Here is a 22,697-nt window from a genome sequence, read left to right as displayed (position 1 = left end):
TCTTTGTCTTTCTAATTTGTCATTCTCTATTTTTTTAATTCTTGTTTTTTAGTTCATTTCTTCATTTTTTACCTACCTTTAATCACAATAAATAAAGCAACAAGTACACAAGTGACGCCAAGAATAGTAAAAATTGGGTGTTGCGAAAATGTTCGTGCCATTGGTTTAAACAGTTCTAAAATTGTTAAATTGCTGGTAATAAATTTTTGGAAATTAGCAAGACCTTCGCTAATATAGTTCGTTAAAGTTTCAAAATGACTACCAGCTAATAACCCAAGCACAGTTATTAAGATAAAAATAATAATTAGTTTAAACATTTTTAGTTACCTTGTTTTGTTTTTATTGGTTTTATTTGTTTTTTAGCTTTTCCTCACACACTTAAACGCCCCTTATTTTTAACAGCATATTGGCGTTGTTTTTCTAAATTAACTTGTTGACTACCAAATCCAAGAATAATTGCCATAAGAAATTCTACAGCCAGTGTTAAGAATAAAGGAAATATTAGTTGAATATTTGTTCCCGGCACTTCAAGACTTCAAATTAAATCAAAAACTTTATAAAGCATTTGGGCGAGAAAGTCGGCCATTTTTGCGAGATTTTCCATTTTTTATTATTCCTTTTCTTTCATTTTTCTTAAAAATTTGCTAAATTTATCCATTTTTAAGTATTCTAAGTCTTCTAAATCAATTGCTGTGTCATTATAGTATTTGTCTTCATAGTCAGGATTTACTTTTGAATTTAAGTAATCTCTTAAAAACGCTAGGTAAAAAGAATTGTAAGTGTTAAGTATTGGTAAAGGAATTTTTAATTTAAAAAAATAAATATCAAGTTCAGGAATATCACGATATTTAATACGGCGACCTTTTTTGCTATTTTTTGCATCAATTAAGGTGTTTCGTCAGCGTTCATATTCTTCAATGCTCGTAAAGGTACCATAGATGACTTTTAAGTAGGGGCGAAAAATATTAACTGGTTTTTTACGAATTCCCACAATCACATTATTGGCAATATCACGAACTTTAACTCAAATATGTTTATCTCTTTGACCGCTAGCAAGCACAATATGACCAAAATGGCGTGCCAGAGCGAAATATTCTTGAATACCGGTTTCTTCGTTTTTGGTATTATTTTTTTCTCAATCGGTTCCTTCTAAAAATAAATTGGTTTCATCTCATAGCAGTAATGTTTTGTCTGGCAATACCGGATAATCAAAGTCTAATAATCCCATATGTCCTAAACTTAATTTTTGGGTTTTTAGTAATGGAAATGTTGAGGCGATGTGATATTTTTTCTTTTTTAGTAATTTTGATGCGTACGCTAGAAAAGCGGTTTTTCCAGTTCCTAATGAACCAATCACAATATTTAATGGTGAGTTTTTTAAGAAATTAATAACTTTGTTAATTTGTGTTAAATTACTTATTTTAAAAAGAAAAATTAAAATACAACCTGCTAAAAATAAATAGCTTACAATGTTTTTAAAATAACCGTTGTAAATATATCAAATTGCTCCCCAATGTCATAAAATTAAAAATGAGGTGCGATTTAATTCAATAAAATGGTTATTTTTTTCTATTATTCATTTGCAAAATTTCATCTTGCACCTCACTTTATTTTTTTATTAGCGTACTGCTCCAAGTAGTTTTTCAAACATTTTAAAGCAAATAAAGAATATTGCCAAAATAAATGGAAAAATGAAGATTCAGTAGTCAGCAAAGAAGTTACCGACTTGTGGCATATTAACAGCAATAATTTCTCACATTTTAGTAAACGCTGTTATAATCGCATTTCACAATTTGGTCATCGCGTCACTAGCTGTTATTTTTGTTACTGCTGGTGTATCGGCCAAGAAAGTTCCAATCATATAATCACCCCCTTTCTTTTTAAAACATTCACATTTATATTTAAAGTTTTTCTTAAATTTGTTAAAACCGCGGTTAACCTTAACATGATTGTATTTTTTCCTAATTAATTTTGAATTTCTTTGTGAATGCATCACAATGTAACTCCGCGACATTACTTTTGTCTCTATCTAAATACTGATATGGTTTTCCAAAGTAGCATTAGAATAAATCACACCATAATCGCTGTTAATAATCAAAAAGCAATGTTTGCTATTAAAAGTCAAAGTGTTTCTTGGGTTAAATCAATTTCTTTACCACCACTAATATGAGCGGGAATAGTTGTAATTTGAATAAATAAATCTCAGAAAGTTTGTTTAATTTGTTCTCAATTAAATTCTTTTAAATTTACTGTCATTTTTTATCTCCCAAAAATCATTTTTATTGGTAAATACATAATTGAAATTAACGCGAAAAGAAAAGTAATGATAATAATTAATCCGGCAATAAAAGCAACTTGTGCAGGCATTTTTTCTATCGGAACAAACAGTTCTAAAAATTCCATAATAATTTTTCAAAACATTATTTTTTATTCTCATTATTTTCTTTTGAATTAGGAGCTTTAACTCATTCTTCAAAGCGGGCAATAAATACTTTTTCGTCTTTTGTAAAATTACCAGTATTATTTTTAATGGCATTTTTATATTTAATTCGCATTTTTATTTTGGCATAAATTTTATAAGCAAAATATGCCAATAGCATTATGCAAATGATAATAAATATTATTCCAATCGCAATATTCATTTTTAATCTCCTTTAAAATAGTTATAATTTATATCTTTTTTGTTGTTTTCTTTTTCGGCAATGAAGAAGCCTAATAATTCTTGTCCCTTAATTAATTTGGTTTCTTTTTCTTTTTGATTAATTGAGATTACTTGATATTTACTATCTTTTATTATTCCAATACAAATTGAATTTTCGTATTTTCCTTTATAAACAAATCGTTTTGGAAACCAAATGCCGATTTGTTCATTAAATCACGGTATTTTTGGTGCTTTAATAAGCATTGCGTTTTGCGTTTCTTTTAAGAGATATTTTTTAGTATTTAAGAAAATGTTTTCAATGTTTTTCATAATAAATTACCTTTCTTATAGATAAACTAAGTTATATTAACTAAGTTAACTAACTTAGTTTTTTAAACACTTATATATCGCAGATTTAAGTGTTTAACAAGCTTTGTTATTAAATTTTGTTTTTTTAATTAGATAAATATTTTAATAATTTTAAACTTAGCATACCCCTATTTAGAAATTTCTACACTTTAACATCCGCATCCTACCCTTGGAACTAATTTAATAGCGTGTATATTTTTAGGAAATCCACCCATTCATTTTTTTATTGCAAAACGAAACAAATTGCTATAGCTAATAGGGTGTTATCTATTAACTGGTAAACTTCTTTTGGTTATGGCGACCACCCACAATTTATCGTGCTTTAATACATACCAACATTATTAATTCACTTGTATTTAATTTTCAAAGAACAAATTTTTAACACCTTATAAAATAAAAAGACAATCATTACTGACTGCCTTAATACTTATTCAAATATTTTCCTACCTAAGAAAACTTTATGCGTCCTTAGCAAATATCTCAACAATAAAATCTTAAAAAATTTGTTCTTTCTCAATTTGTAATAAAAATCTTTGGGTAAGAACAACATCAGTCTTTAAATTTTGACAAATCTGTTCTAACTTACATTCATCATCACCTTGCATAATTTGTGCTTTATAAATAATAGCACTAACTACCGCAGAAAGATCCGCCATTAATGGCAAATTAGGATACTGACTATATCAATAATTTTCTCATAAGTATCAACAAACCTGTTCTAAACTAGGATTATCATTATAAACAAAATTACTTAAAATAGTTTTAACTTTTTTAGTACATTCATCAAGATGAAATTCAGAAATCAATATCGGATTAACAAAATACTGACCATGTGTTTTTTGAACAATAAACACCCCATCAATATCTTGTCTCTTTAAAGCTATTAACAAATGCGTTTTATTTTCATTTTTAAACAAAGAATTTTTTAAATAATCTCGTAATGTTGATAATATTTTCCTAGCATTTTGCTGTTCTAAAAAATTAAATGCTACTAAATGAATTTCCTCATCAAAAGGATTATTAATAATTTCTTTAATTGTCTCTAAATCTCATTGCTTAATATTTGGTTTTTCTTTTGTTAACTGTTGAATTTCATCATAAAATTTAATAATTTGTTGTTCATATTTTTTTGGTATATAAGGTAAATCTAATTCAATTTTTAACTTAACTTTTGCTTGCTCATAGTTTTCATTAGCAATTAACTGTTCAATTTCCTTAATAAAAAAACTATAATATTTATTATTCATTAAAATTATTCACCAACATTTTTATTTTAAATGGCGCCCATGAAGAGACTTGAACTCTTGACCCTGCGCTTAGAAGGCGCATGCTCTATCCAACTGAGCTACATGGGCATATTTTATACTACATAAAAAATAATAACATTATTAGGGTCGCGTTTAGTTTTCTTAGGTATTGCTTCGAAGAAGTAAAACAATCAGCTAATTATATTATTTAATTACTAAACTAACCCCGCCTTTCTTGTTATTGTCATTTTTATTCACGATTATTTTACCATATTATTGAATTTTTACACACTAAAAATTATTAATATTATTAAATTTTCACTAATATATATTAATTTTATATTTTTACTTACTTAAATCTATTATATTTATTTGTTACAGCATTACCTTTATAATTAATTCAACTATCATCATTTTTATTATTATATTTATTTCATAATGAATTTTTATATATTTCTTTTCTGATTTCTATTTCTGAATTAATATTTTCATTAATGTAATGTAATACATTTAAGTTGTTTAAATTTGCCATTCTTAAATGTAATAGATTATTTAAATTCTTATGATTATATATTTTTGCCCCATAGCCTAATTGTTGTTTTACTAAATGCGATACATCACTTTCAATGCTACAACCGATATTTCATTCTAAATTTTGATGATGAATACCTTGCTTATTATTACTGAAATAATTACTCGCCTTTCTTAAATTTGTTTTAATATCTTTATTTAATTCATTTTTAGCAAAATTACGAATGTTTTTGATTAATTCTTGATGATTTTCCATCCTTATATAATTTAATTCAACTATTTAGTGTTACTTTGCGATTTTCAAAAATAATATTAAATACGGTTTGTTTTAATTTTTTAATAGCGTGATAACCATCTAAAATATATCTAACATTACCAAAACTGTTGGCAATTTCTCTAATTCAAGAATCACCATCACCACAAACAATTACTCTGTCATAATTAATATTTACATAATTTTTTTGTACTTCTTTAATTAATAAATCACGATAATCCATCGTATTTATTCGTTTACCAACTTTTAACATTAGAAAATGACCTCGTTTGTTTTCTAATTCTCTACGAGCGTTTTTGTAATTTTTTTCTTTATGTCCGGTATGAAAAGTAACTAAACGAATTCTTTGGTCTTGTTTAACTTTATTATCTAATGTTGCTAAAAATGTCTCATCTAGTTGAATATATAAATCCTTATTTTTGACATCAATTCTAGTTTTAGTTTCTTTTTCTGCTAGTTGAAAATATTCGGCAATATCGTATTTATTTAAAATATTTGAAATACTAGCTTTTGAAATATAACAATGATTTAGAGCATCTAAAACATCACGATACCGTTTACCATCTCCCAAAAGACTTAAAACTTTAAATTGGACATCAAAATAAATGCGTTGTTTAGGCAATAAGCCAATTTCTTTATCTAACAAACATACATATTCAAATTTACCTGATTTTTGATTTCAATATTTATATCGGCGTCGTTTAAAAGTAACATCACCAAAAATTGTAATAATTGTTCTTGGTGCAAAATGAACTACTTTATAACCTTGTTTTAAGCGAAAATGATATAAATATAAGTATTCATCTAATTTTTCATATTCATTAGCTAGTTGTTCACATTTGTTGGTGTACATATTTTTATGGGTTGCGAATAAACCGAATCAATGCCTGTTTTCTACGGTTTTTACATTATTATTAATTTCTAACATAAAAAAATAGCCTTTCTTGGTAGAGTAATTTTAACAAAGTTAAATTTAGTTAACTTATTTTTCTTTTTTAAAGATAAATGTTTTTCTAGAATTAGTATTCAATATTCTGAAAAAATAATATAAATTCTTATTTAATGCTGTATAATTAAATTCCAAAGCAAAGAGACTGTAGATTAATTTTTGGAGAAAGGAAAGGGTGTTGTAAATTTTATTAATTAATAAAATTTACGAAAAGGATTTGATTAATATGAAAAAATTACTCGCTATGTTAACAACAATTACGAGCCTATCAAGCATGACACCAATAATCTTGGCGAATGCCCCAGCAAAAATACCAGAAAATAAAATAGTAAATAACGAAATTAATTATCAACAAACAAATAATTTAGAAAATTTAAGTAGAAATAAAAGAGCAAATCAAAAAAGGAATCTTAGAAATCTTGTTTCTTATACTAATTTAGGTGAAATTAAGGATTTAAATATAGAGACAATTAGAAGAGCTATACATTGCAATAATGGAAATATTCCTTTTTCTGTGATTGAGAGAATAAAAATTAAGATTGAATCAAGTTCTTATGCATCAATATGAATAAGAGATGAATGAGAAGATGATTATTTTGGATCAACATATGTATATTTTAGAGTTAATCCAAATTTACAAGAATGTTCATCATCTGAATCATCATATAATTCTAGTAATGATAGTGAAAAAGATGAATTGTAATTGAAAGGAAATAACGAAATGAAAAAACTTTTAAGTTTATTAAGTATTATGACAATTACAGGAACAGCAATGCCGATGGTCATTGCCGCAGCCCCTTATCAAAAAAAGAACATACAAAATTAAATAGAACAAAAAGAAGAGTTCATCCCAGTCGATTAGATATACAATATGATTGAGGTTCAACATGAAATAAAATGATAGCAACTTTTAGTCCTGCTGTATTTAATGATATAAGAAGACATTATGAATGTGCTAATACTTTTGATGAATTTAAAGCTCTTTTTGATGTGGAAATGTATACTGGCATTTGAAAAGATCATAGGGTTGAAAATAATAAAGATACTTATCTACCCGCTCTTGCTAAATGCATTTGAAATAATTGAGAAACAATAAAAACAACTTTTATTAATGGTTCTATTGCTAATGGTAAAGGTAATTATAGTATAATAATTACATGTTGAGCATCTAATGGTAATTTTATAGAAACAGCAGTAGCGAATTAAATATTTAAAAAAAAAAGAAAAACATTTATGGAAATAAATCAATAATTTATTTCCATTTTTAATTAAAAGAGAAGAATATTTCTTATATGTGTTATGTAGAAATAACCCGATTTTTAATTTTAATATATTTGTTAATTATCTAATTTAAATTAAGATTAAAAATATTTTTATTAAAGCAGTATTTAAATTTAAATACTGCTTTTCTATTTTGACAAAATAAAAAAATGAAAAAGTTGTTTAAGAGTATTGTCACTATAGAAAACTGCCTTTCTTGGTAATGATTTTAACGGTTTTTAAATTTAGTTATTAGGGAGATTTTCATTTTCAATTTCAAAATCATTTGTACATATTAAACTATAATCTGTTGTATTATCATCTTGTTTGTAGTCATTTAAATTTGTGCCTTGTGCTTTGATTGTTATTTTTTTATTGATTACTCATTCTTTCTTTCCTACTTTGGTTCCGTATGTAGTTATTAATTGTCTTATTTCATCTTGTTTATTTTTATTATTAGAGAATTCTGATTGTATAAATTTGAAAGTAAAATCGTTTAACTTTTTAAATTCTGGTAATTTTTCATTTAGATTGATATTATCTTCTTTCTTTATGTTAACTTCTATAAGTCTGGTTGTTGGCCAAGTTTCGCGATCGCCAAAATGAAACCTCACCTTTTGTAAGTTTTTGATTTCAAAATTATAAATTTTATTAACATCTTTATTACTATCTTTATTTTTTTGTTTTACTGGTTCATTTGTTTTTTTGGAACAGCCGATTATTGGTAGTGTTATTAATCCTAAAACAGCGGTTATATTTAAAAATTTCATAAAATTAACTCCTTTATTTTATTTTTTCAATATATATATATATATATTATACAAAAATTCTTAATATCATTAGAAAGATGGCAAAACCGATTAAAAATTGAAAGGTATAGTAAAAAGCTGGTACTGTTTTAAAAACCGGGAAAATTGCGGTTGAAAAGTTAACTGTTGCTTTTGCAATGATTGCTAATGGTCGTAAAATGGTAATGATTTGTGAGGCCGTTAGCATTCAATTAATCATTTTGATACCAGCATTTTGAATGGCACAGCCAATGTCATTAAAAGTAGGTATTCATCGTCCAGAATATTTACAATTTGCTGGCGGGATTATGTCATCTCATTCCGAGTTGGTTGAACCATCAGGTATAAACGCTGTGGAATTAAGGACATTAAAGTCATAAATTTTAAAATTATAATTAGAGGTATTTGTTTTATGGTACAAAGGAAAAGTTAAGGTAAAAATATTAATGCCATAGCGAATATCAATGTCCGTATTGAAGTAATTAATGCTGTTAGCAGTCTTACTGGTTGGCAAGGTAATCAGTTTATTGTCGTAAGATTTAAGAACATTAAATTCAATTTGATAGATACTATTATTATTTTTAATAGCATTAAAATTTTCTTGGTGCGTTTTTTTATCAAAAGTAAAAAAATAACTTCTTAGTAATAATTCTGAGTCTCCTATAATATTTATTAAGTATTTTTTGGGATAAAAAGTAATTAACGAGCGATAAAGGGCGCATAAAGTTTTGTTAGGTGGGTAAAGATTTGAATAATTTTGAAAGAAAAGCAACTAAAAATTTATTACCTTTTTACTTGAAAAATAATTAATAAAACAAAATATTTAATATTAACAAACATATTCTTAATAAAAGGTTATAAAAACTAAGTAAAATGCTTATAAAAACAACATTAAAATAATTTTTTACAACAAAAATCATACATAAGAAATATATACTTAATTTGCATATTGAAATAATTTATAGTAAATGACTATTTTTTCTTTTTTAAAAAATACCTAAGAAAACTAAACGCGACCAGCGATAAAAAAATCCAATTTGAATAAAATAGTTCTTGTTATAATTATCTACGCCTTTAAAATCAATTTCGGTATGAGTTTTTTCGTCCATATCAAAAGTCGCATAAAATAAACTGGAAAAGAAATTGCCAAGAATTTCATAGATTTCGTCAAAAACATTTTTGTACTCGCTGTTGTTAATACTAGGAATGTTGTTTTTAAAATAAAGGTAAATGTCATTTTTTAATTCAGGATCGTATCTCAAAAAACTAAATTTAACATTAAGATAATTTAAGGTACCAAAAAGATACTTAATTAAGTAATAATCGTTATCGTTTGCAGTGTCATATTTTCAGATTTCACTTTCACTGTGTAATAATTGTAAATAGTTATTACCCGCAATTAAGGTTTTATTAAAAGCTTTAATTTTCAAAATATTTGTATTAATTTCATCTTTACTACTAGAAGTTTTGTGATAAAAATAGCTTTCGTTTTTAAAACCGTGATTTTTAATGGTAAATTCTTTGTAATACTCTTTTTCTAAAGTATTAATGAAATTAAATACTGGTGTTCAATAAAGATAAGAGTAATTAAATTTATCAAAATCACCGCGGTGAATCATTAAATAATCAAGGTTATCAATAACATCGCTGTATTTGTGATTACCGTCAAAGTTAATAGTTGTTTCTGGTAAATCAATATCGGTGCTATCTTTTTTAATTTCAATTTCAAAATCATTTGTACATATTAAACTATAATCTGTTGTATTATCATCTTGTTTGTAGTCATTTAAATTTGTGCCTTGTGCTTTGATTGTTATTTTTTTATTGATTACTCATTCTTTCTTTCCTACTTTGGTTCCGTATGTAGTTATTAATTGTCTTATTTCATCTTGTTTATTTTTATTATTAGAGAATTCTGATTGTATAAATTTGAAAGTAAAATCGTTTAAGTTTTTAAATTCTGGTAATTTTTCATTTAGATTGATATTATCTTCTTTCTTTATGTTAACTTCTATAAGTCTAGTTGTTGGCCAAGTTTCGCGATCGCCAAAATGAAACCTCACCTTTTGTAAGTTTTTGATTTCAAAATTATAAATTTTATTATTTTGTCTTTTAGTTCTAATTAGTGATTGTGTTGTTATTTCATCATTGTTAATGTTTTGGGGAATGGTAAAAATGTTATTCAAACTAATAGTTAGCACGGTAAATATTTTCATAAACATTTTTATCACTCCTTTTTAAAATATTTTATTTTTCATTGTTCTTTTTTCTTTAATTTTTTTAATAAGTCACTCAATACCACAGTTTATAATTACCACTATTGTAATGCATATATCTAAATATCCTAGTATCTCATAAGTGAAATTAATAATTAAAATTTTTCATATAATAACTTCAAATCATTAATTTCCAATTTTAAAAATGAAATGAAAAAGATAATAATCATAAAAATGTAAAGTAAAATTCTCCATCAATATTTTTTTAAAGAATTAATGAGTTTGTTTGATTTCATTTTTCAAGGCTCTTTTTCTTTTAATTTTTTGAATAATCAAGCGGATGAATTTTTCAAATTTAATTGCAAAATATATTGCTCCGCCTCATCAAAAAACAAATATTCCCGCTAGCATAATACCACTATTGAACTTGCCAAAGAAATTAACCATTTCTTTATTCATAAAGTCATTAAATTCGTCACTTGTTCCGGTTATTCATTTAGCATCACTTACTGTTAATGCACAAATTAATAAGCTTATAAAGATGAAAACGATACTTAATACGATTTTTAACCACTGCTTTTTAAAAGAATTTTTAATTTTTAATTTTAATGGCATTTTTTCTTTTGAATTATCTTTTTTAAATAATTTTCCTAAAAGTTTTTTCATTTTAATTCTCCTTTCATATTTTTTATCGTCCTTTAATCACAATAAATAAAGCAATCAGCACACAAGTTACACCAAGAATGGTAAAAATTGGGTGTTGCGAAAATGTTCGTGCCATTGGTTTAAACAAATCTAAAATTGTTAAATTGCTAGTAATAAACTTTTGGAAATTGGCAAGCCCTTCGCTAATATAGTTCGTTAAAGTTTCAAAATGACTACCAGCTAATAATCCAAGAACAGTTATTAAGATAAAAATAATAATTAGTTTAAACATTGTTAGTTACCTTGTTTTGTTTTTATTGGTTTTATTTGTTTTTTAGCTTTTCCTCATGCACTTAACCGCCCTTTATTTTTAACGGCATATTGGCGTTGTTTTTCTAAATTAACTTGTTGACTACCAAATCCAAGAATAATTGCCATAAGAAATTCTACAGCCAGCGTTAAGAATAGAGGAAATATTAGTTGAATATTCGTTCCTGGTACTTCCAAACTTCAAATTAAATCAAAAACTTTATAAAGCATTTGGGCGAGAAAGTCGGCCATTTTTGCAAGATTTTCCATTTTTTATTGTTCCTTTTCTTTCATTTTTCTTAAAAATTTACTAAATTTATTCATTTTTAAGTATTCTAAGTCTTCTAAATCAATTGCCGTATCAGTATAGTATTTATCTTCATAATCAGGATTTACTTTTGCATTTAAGTAATCTCTTAAAAATGCTAGGTAAAAAGAATTGTAAGTGTTTAATATTGGTAGCGGGATTTTTAGTTTAAAAAAATAAATATCAAGTTCAGGAATATCACGATATTTAATGCGACGACCCTTTTTGCTATTTTTAGCATCAATTAAGGTGTTTCGTCAGCGTTCATATTCTTCAATGCTTGTAAAGGTGCCATAGATGACTTTTAAGTAGGGGCGAAAAATATTAACGGGTTTTTTGCGAATTCCCACAATCACATTATTGGCAATATCACGAACTTTAACTCAAATATGTTTATCTCTTTGACCGCTAGCCAGCACAATATGACCGAAATGGCGTGCCAGAGCGAAATATTCTTGAATACCAGTTTCTTCGTTTTTGGTATTATTTTTTTCTCAATCAGTTCCTTCTAAAAATAAGTTAGTTTCATCTCATAAAAGTAAGGTTTTGTCTGGCAATACCGGATAATCAAAATCTAATAATCCCATATGTCCTAAACTTAATTTTTGGGTTTCTAGTAATGAAAAGGTTGAGGCGATATGATATTTCTTCTTTTTTAGTAATTTTGATGCGTATACTAGAAAAGCAGTTTTTCCAGTTCCTAATGAACCAATCACAATATTTAATGGTGAATTTTTTAAGAAATTAATAACTTTGTTAATTTGTGTTAAATTACCGATTTTAAAAAGAAAAATTAAAATACAACCTGCTAAAAATAAATAGCTTACAATGTTTTTAAAATAACCGTTGTAAATATATCAAATTGCTCCGCAATGCCATAAAATTAAAAATGAGGTGCGATTCAATTCAATTATTCATTTGCAAAATTTCATCTTGCACCTCACTTTATTTTTTTGTTAGCGTACCGCTCCAAGTAATTTTTCAAACATTTTAAAGCAAATAAAGAATATTGCCAAAATAAATGGAAAAATGAATATTCAGTAGTCAGCAAAGAAGTTACCGACTTGTGGCATATTAACAGCAATAATTTCTCACATTTTAGTAAAAGCCGTTATAATTGCATTTCATAATTTAGTCATCGCGTCACTAGCTGTTATTTTTTCTACTGTTGCAGGTGCATCAGCCAAGAAAGTTCCAAACATATAATCACCCCCTTTCTTTTTAAAACATTCATCATTTATATTCAAAGTTTTTCTTAAATTTGTTAAAGCCACGATTAACCTTAACACGATTATATTTTTTCCTAATTAATTTTGAATTTCTTTGGGAATGCATCACAATGTAACTTCTTGACATTAATTTTTTCCCTATCTAAATACTGATATGGTTTTTCAAAGTAGCATTAGAATAAATCACACCATAATCGCTGTTAATAATCAAAAAGCAATGTTTGCTATTAAAAGTCAAAGTGTTTCTTGAGTTAAATCAATTTCTTTACCACCACTAATATGAGCCGGAATCGTTGTAATTTGAATAAATAAATCTCAGAAAGTTTGTTTGATTTGTTCTCAATTAAATTCTTTTAAATTTACCGTCATTTTTTATCTCCCAAAAATCATTTTTATTGGTAAATACATAATTGAAATTAATGCGAAAAGAAAAGTAATGATAATAATTAATCCGGCAATAAATGCAACTTGTGCAGGCATTTTTTCTATCGGAATAAACAGTTCTAAGAATTCCATGATAATTTTTCAAAACATTATTTTTTATTCGCGTTATTTTCTTTTGAATTAGGAGCTTTAACTCATTCCTCAAAGCGAGCAATAAATACTTTTTCGTCTTTCGTGAAATTACCAGTATTATTTTTAATGGCATTTTTATATTTAATTCGCATTTTTATTTTGGCATAAATTTTATAAGCAAAATATGCCAATAGCATGATGCTGATAATAATAAATATTAATTCAATTGCGATATTCATTTTTAAACTCCTTTAAAATAGTTATAATTTATATCTTTTTTGTTGTTTTCTTTTTCCGCAATGAAGAAGCTTAATAAATTCTTGTCCCTTAATTAATTTGGTTTCATTTTCTTTTTGATTAATTGAAATTATTTGATATTTACTATCTTTTATTATTCCGACACAAATCGAATTTTCATATTTTCCTTTATAAACAAATCGCTTTGGAAACCAAATACCGATTTGTTTATTAAATCACGGAATTTCTGGTGCTTTAATAAGCATTGCGTTTTGTGTTTCTTTTAAAAGATATTTCTTAGTATTTAAGAAAATGTTTTCAATGTTTTTCATAATAAATTACCTTTCTTATAGATAAACTAAGTTATATTAACTAAGTTAATTAACTTAGTTTTTTAAACACTTATATATCGCAGATTTAAGTGTTTAACAGGCTTTGTTAGTGAATTTTGTTTTTTTAATTAGATAAAAAAATATTTTAATAATTTTAAACTTAGCATACCCCTATATAGAAATTTCTACACTTTAACATCCGCATCCTACCCTTGGAACTAATTTAATAGCGTGTATATTTTTAGGAAATCCACCCATTCATTTTTTTATTGCAAAACGAAACAAATTGCTATAGCTAATAGGATGTTATCTATTAACTGGTAAACTTCTTTTGGTTATGGCGACCACCCACAATTTATTAATACATACCAACATTATTAACTCACTTGTATTTAATTTTCAAAGAACGAATTTTTAACATCTTATAAAATAAAAAGACAATCATTGCTGACTGCCTTAATACTTATTCAAATATTTATCTACCTAACAAAACTTTATGCGTCCCATTATTAGCTTTAAACTGCAATTATTTTAAATAAAATTAATAGTCAATAAATCCTTTAAATATAAAAAAATGTTAATAAATAATTTTACAAAAATGTTGATAGAAATTATTTTTTAAATTCTATCAACATTGCTTCTTCATTTGTAAAAAGAATTAAAAATTTATTCCCTTTTACTATTTTAAAATTCCTTCAATTTCTTTAATTTTATTAATTGCTTCTTGAAAATTTTTAACCTTAAAAATTTTCTTTTTACTAATATCATTGTATTGTAAACTACCTGATATCATCTCATTAATACCATATCCAGGAATTTCCTCAACATCAATATTTGATTGATACAACCTAAAATCACTATAAACACATATTAAATATTTTTCTTCCTGCAAACACTGTTCAAAGGCAAAACCATATTCCATATATGTTCCACTATCACGGCCATCAATATCAAATATTACATATTTTGACTTTTTAATCTCTTCATAATCTTTTTTAAATATCTCGTTATTTTTTGGCGTAGCATTTTCACTATTAAAACTAAACTCAATCGGATTTAAAATTTCAAAATTATCACCTAATTGCTTTCTTAAATTTATTCCTTCTGCTTTTCTCTGATTTTGTTCTGCTTCACTAAATAATGGTCCCGCGTTATAAACAAATATTTTTTTCATTATTATTGTTCCTTTCCAAATACTTATCTTTTAATATCACTACGAAAGTAGTATCACTTTCGTAGTGATATTATATTTAAAATATTGCTGGCAAAGTTGCCAATTTATGAACAAAAATCCAAAATTATTATTTAATTTCTAATCCCAAGAAGTAAACTTTTGTAAATATTCTCTAATTGCTTGTTTCATATAAGATGTCCCATGTTGTTCAAAATATTTCTTCTTAAAAGCACTATCTCAGCCACCATACATCGCGTTACCACCAATAAGTGAATAAGATTTATACCAACAAATATTTTCCTTAATAATTTCCTGAATCTGTTTTTTTTCTAAAAGCAAGGTATCAACTGATTGACCACAATTAGCATAATATTTTATTATCTTATCATTTTCCTTACTAAAACGAATTGCCATCGCTGGTTCACCAAAAAGTTTTTGAATATTATTATCTTCCATATAGTTTTCACGATAAGTAATTCCTTTATTATTAGTAAAATTAGAATTAAAGTCATTAATATCATCACCTATTACCATCATTATTCTTACATTAACTTTTTTTCCTAAAATAGATACTTTATTATTATTAATATATTCATAACGGTCTTCTTTTTCTTTAAGAACCTTATCTGCTTTTAATTTCTTACCATCCATTCATCACAAAGCATCATTTAATAATTCTTCAGGAAAACCTTCATTGATTAAATTCTTTTTTGTATCTTCTAAATGCTTATTTTGTAAACGATTAGAAGTAAAAAAAATCATTCCACCATTATGATAAATATGCTTCACAAAATTTAAAACCCCAGCAAAAATTTTTGCTTGTTGGGTTTTAACTCATTTATCTCAATTTAAATGATTAAACTTCCTCTTATCCAAAAGCGATGCAGCTAAAACAGGTGAATTATCAAGAAATGTTTCATCTAAATCAACAGCTACAGCCGGAATAAACTCATCATTACTAGTTTCATTAATGATTAAATTATTTTTCTCTCATTTAACAAGATTTAAACTTAATTTACCTTTATTAATTTTATCTGCAAATTGATTTTGTTTTGCAATAATTTGATTATATAAATGAATGTTTAATTTATATTGAGTTAACAACTGTGCCTTTCTTTCTGGAGAAATCGCTCATAAAACTGAATATAATGCCCCATATTCATTAGTCGTAGCAATTATTTTATTATCAGTTATTTTATTATTTTTACAAGATATTAAAAAATTAAAACTTATTAATAAAACTATTACTAACATCAAAAAACTACGCAACTGTTTCATATTTATCTCCCCTATTCATTTTCAAAAGTGAAATTTTTAAAGTAAAAAGCAAAAATACTTATACATTTTTATATAAGCATTTTACTATTATTTAAATATTTTTCAAAGTTATTAAAGGAATTAATTCCTAATCCCAAGAAGTAAACTTTTGTAAATATTCTCTAATTGCTTGTTTCATATAAGAGGTCTTATGTTGCTCAAAATGTTTCTTCTTAAAAGCACTATCTCAGCCACCATACATCGCGTTACCACCAATTAAACCATAAGTACTATATCAACAAGTTAATTCTTCTTGAATATTATCAGTTATTTTATTATTTTTACAAGATATTAAAAAATTAAAACTTATTAATAAAACTATTACTAACATCAAAAAACTACGCAACTGTTTCATATTTATCTCCCCTATTCATTTTCAAAAGTGAAATTTTTAAAGTAAAAAGCAAAAATACTTATACATTTTTATATAAGCATTTTACTATTATTTAAATATTTTTCAAAGTTATTAAAGGAATTAATTCCTAATCCCAAGAAGTAAACTTTTGTAAATATTCTCTAATTGCTTGTTTCATATAAGAGGTCTTATGTTGCTCAAAATGTTTCTTCTTAAAAGCACTATCTCAGCCACCATACATCGCGTTACCACCAATTAAACCATAAGTACTATATCAACAAGTTAATTCTTCTTGAATATTATCAAGGTATTTTTCATTTTTTAATAACCTATCTGGTTGTTGCCCACAATTAGCATAATATTTTGTAATTTCGTTATTTTTTCTAGTAAAACGAACGGCTGGTGCTACTTGCCCAAAAAGTTGTTGGACATAATTATCCTCTAAATAATAGTTACGATAAATATTATCCTTAGCATTAGTAAAATTAGAATTAAAATCATTAATATCATCACCTAATACCATCATAATGCGAATATTAACAGCAATTCCTTCTTTAATATGCAATTTATTACTGTTTAAGTAATGATAACGATCTTCTTTTTCTTTAATAATATTTTGTTTACTATCTTTGACACCTGACATTCATCAATGAAAATCTTGTAATAATTCTTTTGGATAATTTTCTTTAATTAAATTATTTCTTGTTGTTTCTTTATGAGTATCTTGCAAACGATTAGAAACAAACATTACTAATCCCCCATTTTTATAAACATGTTGAACAAAATCTAAAACCCCTGGGAAAATTGTTGCTTGTTGCGAATTAACCCACTTATCTCATTCAAGAGGATGAAATGGTTTGTTATTTAACAGATTGTATGCTGATGATGGCGTATTATCAATAAATGTTTCATCTAAATCAACAGCTACAACAGGAATAAACTCATTTTCTTGGGTTTGATTAATTGTTAGTTTATTATGTTCTCATTTCACAAGATTATTATTCAATTTACCCTTAGTTAATGCCTTATCAACTTGCTTTTGTTTTGCGATAACTTGACTACATAAGTCTTTTTTTAAGCGATATTGTGTTAATAATTGTGCTTTTCTTTCAGCAGAAATTGCTCATAATACCGACTGTAATGCTCCATATTCATTAAAAATAGTAGTCAAATTGTCTTTACTAGTATGATTACAAGATACTAAAAAGTTAGCACTTATTGTTAATGGGGCAATTGTTAATAACATATTTTTTAATACTTTTTTCATATTTAATACTCCTATATCTAGTTTATAAATTTAATCATTGCATTTTATTTTCAATAAATAATATCCTCCTTCTATTTTATTAAAAATAAAAATGCTTATATAAAAATATAAGCATTTTAGCATCAAATTAGTAATAAATTTTTCGATTTAACGAATAAATTTTCTAAATTAATTATCTTTTAAATAAGCAATTAATTCCTTTGTTGTTGTTTTATTTTTAATAATAGCATTTAATTCAGCAAATGAAACTGCTTTCATTTTTGTTATTGTTTCAAACTGTTGATATAACTTTTTAATAGTTAACTCACCTAATCCTTTAACTTTTTTTAACGAATTAACAAATAAAGAATTAGTTCGTTGTTGACGATGAAATGAAACTGTATAATTATGGACCTCTTCTTGAACTTTAGTTAATCAATGAAATAAAGCACTCTTTTTAGCAATATCCAACCGATAACCTTTATTATCTAATAAACAATCAGTTTTGTGATGACTATTCTTAACAAGACCGACAACTGGTAAACTAATATTTAAATTTTCTAATTGCAACTGCACACTATCAATTTGTAATTTACCACCATCAACAATAATTAACTCTGGCATTGGTTCTTTATTCATTAATTTTTTTCAATAACGACGATAAACTAAATTTTGTAAATAATGATAATCTCCTTGTTGTTCAATTTGAATTTTATAACGACGAAACAGTTTTTTAATTGCTTGACCATTTTGATAAACAATAACCCCACCAATAACATTATCATGTCCTAAATTGGCAATATCCATAATTTCGATATATTGTGGTGTCGCAATTTTTAAAAGCTTTCCTAATTGTTCAACAATCTCATAATAACGATACTTAATTTGATAGGAATCAACAAGTTGTTGCTTTAATAATTCTTGAGCATTCTTAGTAGCTAAAGAAATAATTTCTTGCATTTTTTTAGTAAGCTTAGTAATAATTTTAATATTTAATGCTTCTGCCAAATCATCTAAAACAATATTTGCAACATATAATTCTTGGGGAACAGTATTGTTAGTATATAACTGTTGCAAATAATTTCTCATTGCATCAGTTAAATCATCATTAAATAAAGTAAAAATTTGTTCATCTTTGGAAAGCAATTGTCCATTACGATAAAATAATGCTGTTATTGACAATTTATGATCTTTAATAGCATAACCAATAAAATCACGATTACGAAAATCAGGAAATTGAACAAACTGATGAGAAATAAATAATTGTAACTTATCTAAAACATTTTTTAATCTTTGTGCTTCTTCATATTGTAAATTAATCGCTGCTTGTTGCATTCGCTCAGCAATCTTATTTTTAATATCTTGATTTTTTCCTTGAAAAAAATCATTAATTTTCTTTTTCATCAAGGCATAATATTCCTCAGGAACCTTTTTAAAACAAGCACCTGAACATAATTGCAGATGATAATATAAGCACGGCGTTCCTAAACTTTCTTTACATCTTCGCAAAGGAAATAATTGTTGCAATATCTTTAAAACTTCTCTAGCTCCCGTACCATCAGGAAAAGGACCATAATACTTACCATTATCTTTTTGAACTTTACGAACAAAACGATATTCAGGATTATTTTCATCAGTAATTTTAATATAAGGATAGGTTTTATCATCATTTAATAAAATATTATATCGGGGACGCTTATCTTTAATTAAATTATGTTCTAACAATAATGCTTCTTTTTCATTAATTGTTAAAATATAATCCACATCAGCAATTTCACGAACTAATTTAGTAGTTTTAAAATTATGTACTTTATTAAAATAATTATTTACCCGCTGTTGAATATTTTTTGCTTTACCAACATAAATTAATTGTCGCGCTTCATTATAAAACTGATAACATCCCGAACTTTGTGGTAAATTTTTAATTTTTTCTTGTAAAACAAGGGGTTTAACTCACATCATTATCAAAATTCCTACTCTTTATTCATAATCAAAACTTCACGAGGTTTGGACCCATTTTGCGGTCCAACAATACCATTAGCTTCTAAACTATCAATTAATCTTGCTGCCCGATTATAACCAACACCAAATCTTCGTTGAATTAATGAAGCTGATGCCTTTTTATTGGCAATAACAAAATCACAAATCTCATCATACAATTCATCATCTTCACCTGTAATAATATGACTAGTATTCATCCTTTGTGTAGATTCATGGAATTGTTCATTAAACTGCGGTTTTTGTTGCTGAGAAATAAATTTAATTAACGCACTAATGTCTTCGTCATTAATATATACCCCTTGAGCTCTAGTTTGTGTTATTTGACCATAAGGAGCAAATAACATATCACCACTACCAATTAACTTTTCAGCTCCCATACTATCTAAAATTGTTCTAGAATCAATTGAAGAACTAACAGCAAAAGCAATTCTTGATGGAATATTATTTTTTATAACGCCAGTAATAATATCTGTTGATGGTCTTTGGGTTGCAATAATTAAATGAATTCCTGAAGCTCGTGCCATTTGCGTTATTCGCATAATGCTTTCTTCAACTTCTTTTCCGGCAACAACCATTAAATCAGCAAGCTCGTCAATAATTATCACAATATATGGTAACATTTCTTCAATTGCCACCTTTTGATTATAACTAGCAATATTTCGCACGCCAATATTAGAAAAAATAATATATCTTCGTTCCATTTCACTAATAATTTGTTTTAAAGCACGATTGGCTTTTCTTAAATCAGTAATTACTGGTACTAATAAATGTGGCAAATTATTATATACTGATAATTCAACGCGTTTTGGATCAATTAACAAAAATTTTACTTCATGCGGTTTAACCCGAAGAATTAAAGAAGCAATAATACTATTAATACAAATTGATTTTCCACTACCAGTAGCACCCGCAATTAATAAATGTGGCATCTTATCTAATTCCGCAAATAAAATTTTTCCCATTACATTTTTACCAATGGCCATTAATAATTTACTATCTTTCTTATTAAGGGGAACATTTTCCATCACTTCACGAATCGTAACTAATGCTGGTGAAATATTTGGAATTTCAATTCCCACTGCTGACTTACCATGAATAGGTGCTTCTAAACGAATATCTTTTGACGCTAAAGCTAACTTAATATCATTTTCTAACGAAGTAATTTTACTTACCTTAACGCCCCTTCCTAGTTCAATTTCAAACTTAGTTACTGCTGGTCCAATATTAATATTAGTAACTCGCGCTTCAATATTAAAATGTTTAAAAAGACGATGAATTTTTTCAACATTATTTTTTGCGGTTTTAATATTTAAATCACGATTAACACTAATTATTGGTTTTGTTAAAAGACTAACTGGTGGCAATTGATAATTAGGATTAATTATTGAAGGAAAATAATTACTTGGTATTATTGAAGAAGAAACTTTATTATCCAAAGGATTAATCTCTTCAATAAATTCTGGAGACAAATTGTCACTAATAACAACTGCTTGTTTTGCTTGATTATCGGATTGATCAATAACTGAAAATACCTCATCTAATGCTGATGAGCTAGTTGGATAAGATTTTATCCGTTCTTTTTGAATTGGTGGTTGTTCTTTATTAAAAGGTGTTAAATAACTATTAGCAGCAAAATCTTTACGCACCACATCTAATTCCATTAATGATGTTTGATCATAACCAAAATCATCACGAGAAAATGCTTGTTGATGATACTCTTGTTCTTTAATTACCTTCTCATTAAGATTAATTTTTGGTGTTAACTTCGAATCTCAATTATCAATATGGTGATAATTTTTATTACTATAAATATCATCAAATAATAAATCTTCATTCATTAATGAATGATGTAAATTAACGGATGGTAATTTAATTGTAATATCAGAATTTTTTGTTGTATGTAAAACTTGCCGATCATTACCATTAATATTTTTAACATTAACAGTTTCAAAATATTGCTGATATTTCTTCTCAGCATTTTTCTTATTTTTAACATTCTTTTTAGCCATAAAACTAACAATATGTAAACTATTATGTTCCTTATTAACTTTTCATTGATAAAGATATCAAGGATTTCCTGTTAAAATTCAAAGAATAATTGTCGTTAAAAAAACTAAACTACATATTAAAGAAACAATTGTTGTTAAATAACCAAATACTGCTGAAAACAACATTCCAATAAATCCACCACCAGCAAAAGGAATAAAATATGAGCCATTAATATGAAAAAATTTCTTAATATCTAATCGTTGCATAAAAAGAGAATTTTGTAATCAATTATCCGTATAAGAACTAATAACTTGTGAAAACCAATTTTGTTCTGCATTAATAGAAGAACGATGATAACTAATCAATAATACAATATCATTCACAAATCAACAAATAGCTAAAACAAGTAATATTATCATTACTTGAACTCGTTTCTTAATTTTAATTTGAATACCACCAAAAATTGCAAAACTCACTACTAAAATAACAAAATAGATAATATATTTAAATCATCCAAAAAGAAAATTGAAAAGAACATCATCTAAAAATTGACCAATAACCGTTAAACGAGCAAGAGCCAAAATACTAGCAAAAATAATGAACAAAGCTCATATTTTTCCACCAATTTTATCACTACGCCGAATTTTCTTCTTTAACTGAATAATTTTGGATTTCGCTTGTTGTTCTTGTTCATATTTTGTAGTATTGCGAGGATTATTTTCAAACTCGACAAAATCACTACTTATTTTATCGCTATTCATCCTT

The 22,697-nt window shown here is 26.1% G+C and carries 32 protein-coding genes and 1 tRNA gene; 2 read left to right on the top strand and 31 right to left on the bottom strand.

The window, feature by feature from the left end; translation table 4 throughout:
* Positions 1-68: 68 nt before the first annotated feature.
* From AAHF53_RS00480 to AAHF53_RS00425, 12 genes are all read right to left on the bottom strand, one after another.
* Positions 69-317 carry a hypothetical protein gene (locus AAHF53_RS00480; RefSeq protein ID WP_338968622.1) on the bottom strand — a complete coding sequence of 83 codons (249 nt, stop codon included), beginning with the start codon at positions 315-317 and terminating at the stop codon, positions 69-71.
* Positions 318-319: 2 nt separating this feature from the next.
* Positions 320-604 carry a hypothetical protein gene (locus tag AAHF53_RS00475; RefSeq protein WP_338967674.1) on the bottom strand — a complete coding sequence of 95 codons (285 nt, stop codon included), beginning with the start codon at positions 602-604 and terminating at the stop codon, positions 320-322.
* Positions 605-610: 6 nt separating this feature from the next.
* Positions 611-1,594 carry a hypothetical protein gene (locus tag AAHF53_RS00470; protein ID WP_338967675.1) on the bottom strand — a complete coding sequence of 328 codons (984 nt, stop codon included), beginning with the start codon at positions 1,592-1,594 and terminating at the stop codon, positions 611-613.
* Positions 1,595-1,618: 24 nt separating this feature from the next.
* Positions 1,619-1,861, bottom strand: a complete 243-nt coding sequence (locus AAHF53_RS00465; protein WP_338967677.1) for a hypothetical protein — start codon at positions 1,859-1,861, stop codon at positions 1,619-1,621.
* A 164-nt stretch (positions 1,862-2,025) separates the two neighbouring features.
* Entirely contained in the window at positions 2,026-2,256 is a 231-nt protein-coding gene (locus tag AAHF53_RS00460; RefSeq protein WP_338967679.1) for a hypothetical protein, read from the bottom strand.
* Between the two features lie 3 nt (positions 2,257-2,259).
* Complete coding sequence (locus AAHF53_RS00455; RefSeq protein ID WP_339023857.1) at positions 2,260-2,421, bottom strand: hypothetical protein; 162 nt, start codon at positions 2,419-2,421, stop codon at positions 2,260-2,262.
* Positions 2,421-2,642, bottom strand: coding sequence for a hypothetical protein (locus AAHF53_RS00450; protein WP_342189410.1), 222 nt, complete (start codon positions 2,640-2,642; stop codon positions 2,421-2,423). Before AAHF53_RS00450 ends, AAHF53_RS00455 begins: the two co-directional genes overlap by 1 nt.
* Before the next feature lie 2 nt (positions 2,643-2,644).
* The gene (locus tag AAHF53_RS00445) at positions 2,645-2,971 is read right to left on the bottom strand and encodes a hypothetical protein (RefSeq protein WP_338967683.1); all 327 of its coding nucleotides are present in this window, start codon (positions 2,969-2,971) and stop codon (positions 2,645-2,647) included.
* Positions 2,972-3,504: 533 nt separating this feature from the next.
* Positions 3,505-4,257: a DUF3196 family protein gene (locus tag AAHF53_RS00440; RefSeq protein WP_342189844.1), complete on the bottom strand. Its 753-nt coding sequence runs from the start codon at positions 4,255-4,257 to the stop codon at positions 3,505-3,507.
* Between the two features lie 31 nt (positions 4,258-4,288).
* Positions 4,289-4,365 (bottom strand) — tRNA-Arg (locus AAHF53_RS00435).
* Between the two features lie 241 nt (positions 4,366-4,606).
* Positions 4,607-5,044 carry a hypothetical protein gene (locus tag AAHF53_RS00430; RefSeq protein ID WP_342189843.1) on the bottom strand — a complete coding sequence of 146 codons (438 nt, stop codon included), beginning with the start codon at positions 5,042-5,044 and terminating at the stop codon, positions 4,607-4,609.
* The gene (locus tag AAHF53_RS00425; protein WP_342189842.1) at positions 5,007-5,990 is read right to left on the bottom strand and encodes an Mbov_0401 family ICE element transposase-like protein; all 984 of its coding nucleotides are present in this window, start codon (positions 5,988-5,990) and stop codon (positions 5,007-5,009) included. Before AAHF53_RS00425 ends, AAHF53_RS00430 begins: the two co-directional genes overlap by 38 nt.
* 247 nt (positions 5,991-6,237) lie before the next feature.
* On the opposite strand from AAHF53_RS00425, the gene AAHF53_RS00420 reads away from it, so the two are divergent.
* Both AAHF53_RS00420 and AAHF53_RS00415 read left to right on the top strand, forming a co-directional pair.
* Positions 6,238-6,714, top strand: coding sequence for a hypothetical protein (locus AAHF53_RS00420; protein WP_342189810.1), 477 nt, complete (start codon positions 6,238-6,240; stop codon positions 6,712-6,714).
* Between the two features lie 194 nt (positions 6,715-6,908).
* On the top strand, positions 6,909-7,217 hold the full coding sequence (locus AAHF53_RS00415; RefSeq protein ID WP_342189841.1) for a hypothetical protein: 309 nt from the start codon (positions 6,909-6,911) through the stop codon (positions 7,215-7,217).
* Between the two features lie 299 nt (positions 7,218-7,516).
* On the opposite strand, the gene AAHF53_RS00410 is transcribed toward AAHF53_RS00415, so the two are convergent.
* The 19 genes from AAHF53_RS00410 to AAHF53_RS00320 all read right to left on the bottom strand — a co-directional run bounded on the left by AAHF53_RS00410 (position 7,517) and on the right by AAHF53_RS00320 (position 22,693).
* Positions 7,517-8,041 carry a hypothetical protein gene (locus AAHF53_RS00410; protein ID WP_342189840.1) on the bottom strand — a complete coding sequence of 175 codons (525 nt, stop codon included), beginning with the start codon at positions 8,039-8,041 and terminating at the stop codon, positions 7,517-7,519.
* A 46-nt stretch (positions 8,042-8,087) separates the two neighbouring features.
* A complete protein-coding gene (locus AAHF53_RS00405; RefSeq protein ID WP_342189839.1) occupies positions 8,088-8,831 on the bottom strand; it encodes a hypothetical protein in 744 nt (247 codons plus the stop codon).
* Positions 8,832-9,045: 214 nt separating this feature from the next.
* A complete protein-coding gene (locus AAHF53_RS00400) occupies positions 9,046-10,281 on the bottom strand; it encodes a hypothetical protein (protein ID WP_342189838.1) in 1,236 nt (411 codons plus the stop codon).
* Positions 10,282-10,548: 267 nt separating this feature from the next.
* Positions 10,549-10,941 (bottom strand): hypothetical protein, encoded by a 393-nt coding sequence (locus AAHF53_RS00395; protein WP_342189773.1) that lies wholly within the window; start codon positions 10,939-10,941, stop codon positions 10,549-10,551.
* Positions 10,942-10,963: 22 nt separating this feature from the next.
* Entirely contained in the window at positions 10,964-11,212 is a 249-nt protein-coding gene (locus AAHF53_RS00390; RefSeq protein WP_338967900.1) for a hypothetical protein, read from the bottom strand.
* Between the two features lie 2 nt (positions 11,213-11,214).
* Positions 11,215-11,499 (bottom strand): hypothetical protein, encoded by a 285-nt coding sequence (locus AAHF53_RS00385; protein ID WP_338968736.1) that lies wholly within the window; start codon positions 11,497-11,499, stop codon positions 11,215-11,217.
* Positions 11,500-11,502: 3 nt separating this feature from the next.
* Positions 11,503-12,468, bottom strand: coding sequence for a hypothetical protein (locus AAHF53_RS00380; RefSeq protein WP_342189837.1), 966 nt, complete (start codon positions 12,466-12,468; stop codon positions 11,503-11,505).
* A 24-nt stretch (positions 12,469-12,492) separates the two neighbouring features.
* Complete coding sequence (locus AAHF53_RS00375) at positions 12,493-12,738, bottom strand: hypothetical protein (RefSeq protein WP_342189776.1); 246 nt, start codon at positions 12,736-12,738, stop codon at positions 12,493-12,495.
* Between the two features lie 19 nt (positions 12,739-12,757).
* Positions 12,758-12,892, bottom strand: a complete 135-nt coding sequence (locus AAHF53_RS00370; protein WP_338968593.1) for a hypothetical protein — start codon at positions 12,890-12,892, stop codon at positions 12,758-12,760.
* Positions 12,893-12,903: 11 nt separating this feature from the next.
* Entirely contained in the window at positions 12,904-13,134 is a 231-nt protein-coding gene (locus AAHF53_RS00365) for a hypothetical protein (RefSeq protein WP_338967679.1), read from the bottom strand.
* A 3-nt stretch (positions 13,135-13,137) separates the two neighbouring features.
* The gene (locus tag AAHF53_RS00360) at positions 13,138-13,281 is read right to left on the bottom strand and encodes a hypothetical protein (RefSeq protein WP_342189778.1); all 144 of its coding nucleotides are present in this window, start codon (positions 13,279-13,281) and stop codon (positions 13,138-13,140) included.
* 17 nt (positions 13,282-13,298) lie between these two features.
* Positions 13,299-13,520 (bottom strand): hypothetical protein, encoded by a 222-nt coding sequence (locus AAHF53_RS00355; protein WP_342189836.1) that lies wholly within the window; start codon positions 13,518-13,520, stop codon positions 13,299-13,301.
* A gap of 21 nt (positions 13,521-13,541) precedes the next feature.
* A complete protein-coding gene (locus AAHF53_RS00350) occupies positions 13,542-13,850 on the bottom strand; it encodes a hypothetical protein (protein WP_342189835.1) in 309 nt (102 codons plus the stop codon).
* A 679-nt stretch (positions 13,851-14,529) separates the two neighbouring features.
* A complete protein-coding gene (locus AAHF53_RS00345) occupies positions 14,530-15,024 on the bottom strand; it encodes a nucleoside 2-deoxyribosyltransferase (protein ID WP_338967282.1) in 495 nt (164 codons plus the stop codon).
* 138 nt (positions 15,025-15,162) lie between these two features.
* Positions 15,163-16,302, bottom strand: a complete 1,140-nt coding sequence (locus AAHF53_RS00340) for an HAD family acid phosphatase (RefSeq protein ID WP_342189834.1) — start codon at positions 16,300-16,302, stop codon at positions 15,163-15,165.
* A gap of 127 nt (positions 16,303-16,429) precedes the next feature.
* Positions 16,430-16,696, bottom strand: coding sequence for a hypothetical protein (locus tag AAHF53_RS00335; RefSeq protein ID WP_342189833.1), 267 nt, complete (start codon positions 16,694-16,696; stop codon positions 16,430-16,432).
* 127 nt (positions 16,697-16,823) lie between these two features.
* A complete protein-coding gene (locus AAHF53_RS00330; RefSeq protein WP_342189832.1) occupies positions 16,824-17,963 on the bottom strand; it encodes an HAD family acid phosphatase in 1,140 nt (379 codons plus the stop codon).
* Positions 17,964-18,131: 168 nt separating this feature from the next.
* Positions 18,132-19,904, bottom strand: a complete 1,773-nt coding sequence (gene uvrC, locus AAHF53_RS00325; RefSeq protein WP_338967287.1) for an excinuclease ABC subunit UvrC — start codon at positions 19,902-19,904, stop codon at positions 18,132-18,134.
* Between the two features lie 11 nt (positions 19,905-19,915).
* Positions 19,916-22,693, bottom strand: coding sequence for a DNA translocase FtsK (locus AAHF53_RS00320; protein WP_342189831.1), 2,778 nt, complete (start codon positions 22,691-22,693; stop codon positions 19,916-19,918).
* Between the last annotated feature and the right edge of the window lie 4 nt (positions 22,694-22,697).

It is taken from the genome of Spiroplasma endosymbiont of Dilophus febrilis (assembly GCF_964030685.1).
Lineage (GTDB): Bacteria > Bacillota_I > Bacilli_A > Mycoplasmatales > Nriv7 > Nriv7.
This window is presented reverse-complemented; position numbering and strand designations above follow the sequence as displayed.